Genomic DNA, 5529 nt, shown 5'->3' on the forward strand with positions numbered 1-5529 from the left:
TGGGCGCGCGCCTGGGTTCTGGCGGGGGGTAAGAGGTAATCTGATCTCGGGTGGGTGGGGGCAGGGTCCCCGATTTCGGGGGCCGCGGGGTCCCCCGGGCCCCGCGGCCCAGCCGCCGGTAGGAGTCGCGGCGCTCCGCCGGGTCGTGGGTGGTGAGGGTGACCAGCACCTCGTCCGCAGCGGTCCTGGCGAGCAGGTCGTCCAGCCGCCGGGCCACCGCGGGTCCGTCGCCGTGCAGCTGGGCGGCCCTGGCCTGCTCCAGGTAGCCGCGTTCGCGCTCGGTCGGCACGCGGGCGGCGATCTCCTCCGGTGGGTCGAGCGGCGGGAAGAATCCGTCGATCCGGGAACGGGCGGTGGCCCACGCCTCGGGCAGCTGGAGCAGCGCGGCCCGCTCCGGGGTGGCGGCGACGGCGGCGTTGACCGCCAGCAGCACATACGGCTCAGCGCACTGCGCCGAGGGCCGGAATCCGGCCCGGTAGCGGTCGAGGGCGGCCAGGGTGCGGTCGGTGTCGGCGTGCAGGGCCATGACGACCGGCAGTCCGTGGGCGGCGGCGATGTCGGCGCCTGAGCCGATCGCCAGGACGTGGGCGGGGACGCGCAGCCCGCGCGCGGGCATGGCGCTCAGGGCGGCCGGGCCGGTGCGGGCGCCGGGCGGCGGGTCACCGAAGTAGCCGAGCAGTTCGGTGAGCTGTTCGCCGAAGCGGTCGGCGGCGGGCTTCTCCACCCCGAGCGCGCGGCGCACCGGGCCGGTGAAGCCGACCGAACGTCCCAGGCCCATGTCGATGCGGCCGGGGAAGAGGGATTCCAGCACTCCGAACTGCTCGGCGACCACCAGCGGCCGGTGGTTGGGCAGCATCACGCCGCCGGTGCCCACCCGGATGCGGGAGGTCGCGGCGGCCACGGCGGCGGCCAGGACGGTGGGCGCGGAACCGGCGATGCCGGGGACCGCGTGGTGCTCGGCCACCCAGAACCGGTGATACCCCAGTCGTTCGATCTCCCCGGCGAACTCCACCGTCTCCCGCAGGGCCCCGGCCGCGCTCTGTCCGCGCCGGATCAGCGCCCGGTCCAGCACCGACCAGCGCACCCTCGTCCGTATCGCATCCACACCAGGTGCAACAGCGGCGGGCGCTCAGGATTCCCGGTCGACCAGTCCGGCGTCCTGGACGAGCAGGGCGATCTGCACCCGGTTGTTGAGGTCCAGTTTGGTGAGGATGCGCGAGACATACGCCTTGACGGTGGGCACGCTCAGATACAGGGCGGCGGCGATCTCGGCGTTGGACAGGCCCCTGCCGACCGCCACCGCGACCTCGCGTTCGCGGTCGGCCAGCGCGTCCAGCCGGCGGCGGGCGCGCCGGGTGTCGCGCCCGGCACCGGTGACCGCGCCGATCAGCGCCCGGGTGACGGCCGGGGAGAGCACCGGGTCACCGGCGGCGACGCGGCGTACCGCCTCCACGATCCGGGCCGGCGGGGTGTCCTTGAGGACGTAGCCCGCGGCTCCCGCGCGCAGCGCGCGCAACACCTGGTCGTCGGCGTGGAAGGTGGTGAGCACCACGACCTCCGGCGGGGCGGGCGCGGCGCGCAGCGCCTCGGTGGCGGTGAGTCCGTCCGTGCCGGGCATCCTGATGTCCATCAGCACCACGTCGGGGGCGGTCCGCCGCACCAGCGCGGGGACCTCGGCGCCGTCCCCGGCCTCCCCCACCACCTCGATGTCCGCGGCGGCGCCCAGCATCAGCCGCAGTCCGGCGCGGACCAGGGGGTCGTCGTCCACGAGCAGGACACGGATCGTCATGGGGGCCACGGTAGCCAGGCGCGCAGCCGGAACTGTCCGCGGTCCCGGCCCGCCTCGAACCGGCCGCCGGCCAGGGTGACGCGTTCGCGCAGCCCGGTCAGTCCCCGGCCGGAGCCGGGGACGATCCGGGCGGGCAGCGGGGAGGAGCCGACCGGGTTGCGGATCTCGACGGTGACGCCGTCGCCGGGCGCGCCCTCGACGGTGACGGTGGCGGCGGCGTCCGGGGCGTGCTTGCGGGCGTTGGTGAGTCCTTCCTGGACGAGGCGGTACACGGTGCGGCCGGTGGTGTCCGGGAGGGCGTCGGCGGCGTCCAGCCGCTGGTCGAGGGTGACGGAGGCGCCGGCCCGGCGGGCCTCCTCGGCGAGCCGGGGCAGTTCGCGGTGGGTGGGCTGGGGCCGGGCGGTGTCGGTGCCGGTCCCCTCCCCGGGCGCGGCGCGGAGCACGCCGATCACGTCGCGCAGTTCCTCCAGGGCCTGGTGGGCGGAGTCGCGGATGACACCGGCGGCCCGCTGCACCTCCTGCGGGGAGGCGCCCGCGGCGTACTCCAGGGCGCCGGCGTGCACGCTGAGCAGGGAGAGGCGGTGGGCGAGCACGTCGTGCATCTCGCGGGCGACGGCCTCCCGGGTCTCGCGCCTGGCCTGCTGGTAGAGGGTGGCCAGCAGCCGGCGCCGGTACCGCACGGTCATGCCCCAGCTGATCACGGCGGTCAGCATCACCAGGGAGGCGACGACGACCACCTGGTCCGGGACCTGCGACTCGGGGCGCAGCGCCACCGAGACCGGGCGCAGGGCGAGCAGGAGCGCGACCAGCAGGGCCACCGCCCGGGGCCGGCAGTGCACGGCGGCGGTGAACAGCGCCACCCACAGCGGCCCGCCCATGAAGTGCGAGAAGGTGCTCAGCACGACGAGGGCGAGGGCGAGCGCGAAGGGGTGCCGGCGGCGCAGCCACAGGGCGGCGCAGGCGAAGGCGGCGGCGATCTGGTCGAGTACGAGGAGCCAGTGCGGTTCGCGGACCTCGCCGAAGAGCACGCCGGAGGTGAGGACGGAGAAGCAGGCGGCGACGGCGATGGCGGTGATGTCGACGATCCAGTCGCGCCGGCTGCGGGTGACCATGCTCCGACCGTAACGGCCGTCCCCGGCCCGGCGCCGGGTCGGCCGGGAACGCGGTACGGAAGTCGGGCCGCCGTATACCTTGGTCCGTTCCCCGGGGGCGGTGCCGGTGCCGAGCATGGCGGCATGAAGAGTGTGCTGGAGGCGGTGGGTGTCCTGCTGGTGCTGAACGGGGCGGCCGGGCTGGTGTACGAGGCGATCGACCGGTACGGGCCGTGGTCGCTGGTGCACCACATCGGTGGCCCGCTGGAGGGGATGGAGATCTTCGCGAACATCGTGCTGATCGTGCTGGGGGTCGCGGTGTGCGCGGGGGCGGGGAAAGTCAGGGGGCCGGGGTGAGCGGCGGCGTCCGGGGGAACTCCTGGAGCCGGTCGCACCAGCGGTGCAGCAGGACCCGGTCGTGGCCGACCGCGAGGAGGGCCGCGCCGGTGTCCCGCCGGTAGTCCTCGACGACGGCGACCAGGGCGGCGGTGGTGGAGGCGTCCAGCATGGCGGTCATCTCGTCGCAGATGAGCAGGGCGGGGCGCAGCACGAGGGCGCGGGCGAGGCAGGCGCGCTGGAGCTGTCCGTCGCTGACCTGGTGGGGGCGGCGGTGCAGCAGGGCGGTGCCGAGGCCGGTGGCGTCGGCGAGCGCGGTGACGCGTCCGGGCAGTCCGGTGGTGTCGCCGGTGGCGCGCAGGGGTTCGGCGATCAGGTCGTGGAGGGTGAGCCGGGGGTCGGCGGCCTGCCGGGGCTGCTGGAAGACGACGCCGACGCGGGTGCGCTGGGCACGCGCGGCGCGGTACCGGAAGCCGGTGGCGGGCCGCCCGTCGAGGTGGACGGTGCCGGCCCGGGGGCGGTGCAGCAGGGCGGCGACCCGGGCGAGGGTGGACTTGCCGCAGCCGGAGGGGCCGAGCAGGCCGAGTGCTTCGCCGGGGGCGACGTGCAGCGAGATGTCGCGGACGACCGGGGGCCGGTGTGCGTATCCGGCGGTGATGCCGGTGAGTTCGAGGGCGGGGGCGGGTTCAGACATCGGCGGGCTCCGGGACGTGGTGGCAGGCCGTGCCGTCGAGCAGGTCGGGCGGTTCGGCGCAGACGGCGGTGGCGCGCGGGCAGCGCGGGGCGAAGGCGCAGCCGGCGGGCAGGGCGTCCAGCCCGGGCGGTTGGCCGGGGATGGGGGTGAAGTCCCGTTCCGGCAGGGCGCGCAGCAGCCCGGCGGCGTACGGGTGGCGGGGTCCCGGGGTGCCGAAGAAGGGGGCGGCGTCGGCGTGTTCGACGAAGCGTCCGGCGTACATGACGGCGACGCGGTCGGCGATCCGTCCGGCGGCGGCCAGGTCGTGGGTGATGACCAGCAGGGCGCGGCCGTCGTCGGTGTGGCGGCGCAGCGCGCCGACGGTGTGGGCGACCAGGTCGCGGTCGAGGCCTGTGGTGGGTTCGTCGGCGATGAGCAGCGGGGCGTCGCCGACCAGGGCGAGGGCGGTGGCGGCGCGCTGGGCGAGGCCGCCGGAGAGCTGGTGCGGGTAGCGGTCGAGGTGGTCGGCGGGGAACGCGGCCCGTTCCGCGGCGGCTTCGGTGGCGGTGGCCAGGTCCTGGCCGCGGGTGCCGTGCAGGGCGCGGATGGTCTCGCGCAGCTGGGAGCGCACGGTGCGCACCGGGGTGAGGTGTCCGGCCGGGCTCTGCGGGACGAGGCCGAGGAGCCGGCCGCGTACGGTACGGGCCAGGGTGCGCTCGTCGGCGGCGGGCAGGTCGATCGGTGCGGTGCCGGGGCCGGTGGAGAGCAGGGCGCTGCCGCGGGTGCGGGCGTTGCCGGGCAGCAGGCCGAGGAGGGCACCGGCGAGCACCGATTTGCCGCAGCCGCTCTCCCCCACCAGGGCGAGGCATTCGCCGGCGGCCAGGTCGAAGGAGACGTCGTTGACGGCGGCGATGTCGGCGCCGCCGGGCATGAGGAAGCGCACCGACAGGCCGCGGACGGACAGCAGCGGGGCGGGGGCGGTCGTGGTGGTCACAGCACCAGCTCCGATCGGCGGCGTGGGTTGATCCGCTCCCGCCAGACACCGGCGAGTCCGGCGATGGCGAGGGTGGGGACGACGATGAAGAGGCCGGGGAAGAGGGTGGGCCACCACTCGCCGGTGAGCAGGGAGCCGCGGGCGCCGTTGATCATGGTGCCGAGGCTGGCCTGGTGGGCCGGGATGCCCAGGCCCAGGAAGGACAGGGCGGATTCGTGCCAGATGGCGTGCGGCACCATCAGGACGGCGGCGAGTCCGGCCTGGGGCAGGACGGCGGGCACCAGGTGGCGGCGGGCGACGCGCAGCCGGGAGGCCCCGCCGGAGACGGCCGCGTCGAGGTAGGGGTGGGAGCGCAGCGAGAGGACCTCGGCGCGCACGATGCGGGCGGTGGACACCCAGTGGGTGAGGCCGACGGAGGCGACGACGGGCCAGACGCCGGGGCGGAACATCGCCACGATGAAGATGCCCATCAGCAGGTGCGGTACGGCGGTGAAGGTGTCGACGGCGCGCATCACCAGCCGGTCGGTGCGCCCGCCGAGGGCTCCGGCGGTGGCGCCGACGAGCAGGCCGAGCACGGAGGCGACGAGGGCGGCGGTGATGCCGACGAGCAGGGAGACGCGCAGGCCGTGGACGCTGCGCAGCAGGA

7 protein-coding genes are annotated in these 5529 nt (G+C 75.8%); 1 reads left to right on the top strand and 6 read right to left on the bottom strand.

Annotated features, from left to right (window positions below; translation table 11 throughout):
• The 3 genes from ACFV5N_RS24025 to ACFV5N_RS24035 all read right to left on the bottom strand — a co-directional run.
• Nucleotides 1–1105, bottom strand: a 1105-nt coding sequence (locus ACFV5N_RS24025) for an MsnO8 family LLM class oxidoreductase (protein ID WP_385603519.1), incomplete at its 3' end; no start/stop codon positions are given.
• A gap of 24 nt (nucleotides 1106–1129) precedes the next feature.
• A complete protein-coding gene (locus ACFV5N_RS24030; protein WP_385603522.1) occupies nucleotides 1130–1789 on the bottom strand; it encodes a response regulator in 660 nt (219 codons plus the stop codon).
• Complete coding sequence (locus tag ACFV5N_RS24035) at nucleotides 1786–2901, bottom strand: sensor histidine kinase (RefSeq protein WP_385603525.1); 1116 nt, start codon at nucleotides 2899–2901, stop codon at nucleotides 1786–1788. Before ACFV5N_RS24035 ends, ACFV5N_RS24030 begins: the two co-directional genes overlap by 4 nt.
• A gap of 123 nt (nucleotides 2902–3024) precedes the next feature.
• Between ACFV5N_RS24035 and ACFV5N_RS24040 the strand changes: the two genes are divergently transcribed.
• Nucleotides 3025–3237, top strand: coding sequence for a hypothetical protein (locus ACFV5N_RS24040; protein ID WP_385603528.1), 213 nt, complete (start codon nucleotides 3025–3027; stop codon nucleotides 3235–3237).
• Here ACFV5N_RS24040 and ACFV5N_RS24045 read toward each other — a convergent pair.
• From ACFV5N_RS24045 to ACFV5N_RS24055, 3 genes are all read right to left on the bottom strand, one after another.
• On the bottom strand, nucleotides 3221–3910 hold the full coding sequence (locus tag ACFV5N_RS24045) for an ABC transporter ATP-binding protein (protein WP_385603531.1): 690 nt from the start codon (nucleotides 3908–3910) through the stop codon (nucleotides 3221–3223). The genes ACFV5N_RS24040 and ACFV5N_RS24045 overlap by 17 nt on opposite strands.
• Nucleotides 3903–4883, bottom strand: a complete 981-nt coding sequence (locus ACFV5N_RS24050; protein ID WP_385603533.1) for an ABC transporter ATP-binding protein — start codon at nucleotides 4881–4883, stop codon at nucleotides 3903–3905. Before ACFV5N_RS24050 ends, ACFV5N_RS24045 begins: the two co-directional genes overlap by 8 nt.
• A partial coding sequence (locus ACFV5N_RS24055; protein ID WP_385603536.1) for an ABC transporter permease occupies nucleotides 4880–5529 on the bottom strand: 650 nt, incomplete at its 5' end. The genes ACFV5N_RS24050 and ACFV5N_RS24055, both read right to left, overlap by 4 nt.

The sequence above is a fragment of the Streptomyces sp. NPDC059853 genome, assembly GCF_042731495.1.
GTDB lineage: Bacteria > Actinomycetota > Actinomycetes > Streptomycetales > Streptomycetaceae > Streptomyces.

Bases quoted from the DNA above. Each gene is read 5' to 3' on its own strand.
- ACFV5N_RS24030 (WP_385603522.1), bottom strand. From the start codon at position 1,789: ATGACGATCCGTGTCCTGCTCGTGGACGACGACCCCCTGGTCCGCGCC.
- ACFV5N_RS24035 (WP_385603525.1), bottom strand. From the start codon at position 2,901: ATGGTCACCCGCAGCCGGCGCGACTGGATCGTCGACATCACCGCCATC.
- ACFV5N_RS24040 (WP_385603528.1), top strand. From the start codon at position 3,025: ATGAAGAGTGTGCTGGAGGCGGTGGGTGTCCTGCTGGTGCTGAACGGG.
- ACFV5N_RS24045 (WP_385603531.1), bottom strand. From the start codon at position 3,910: ATGTCTGAACCCGCCCCCGCCCTCGAACTCACCGGCATCACCGCCGGA.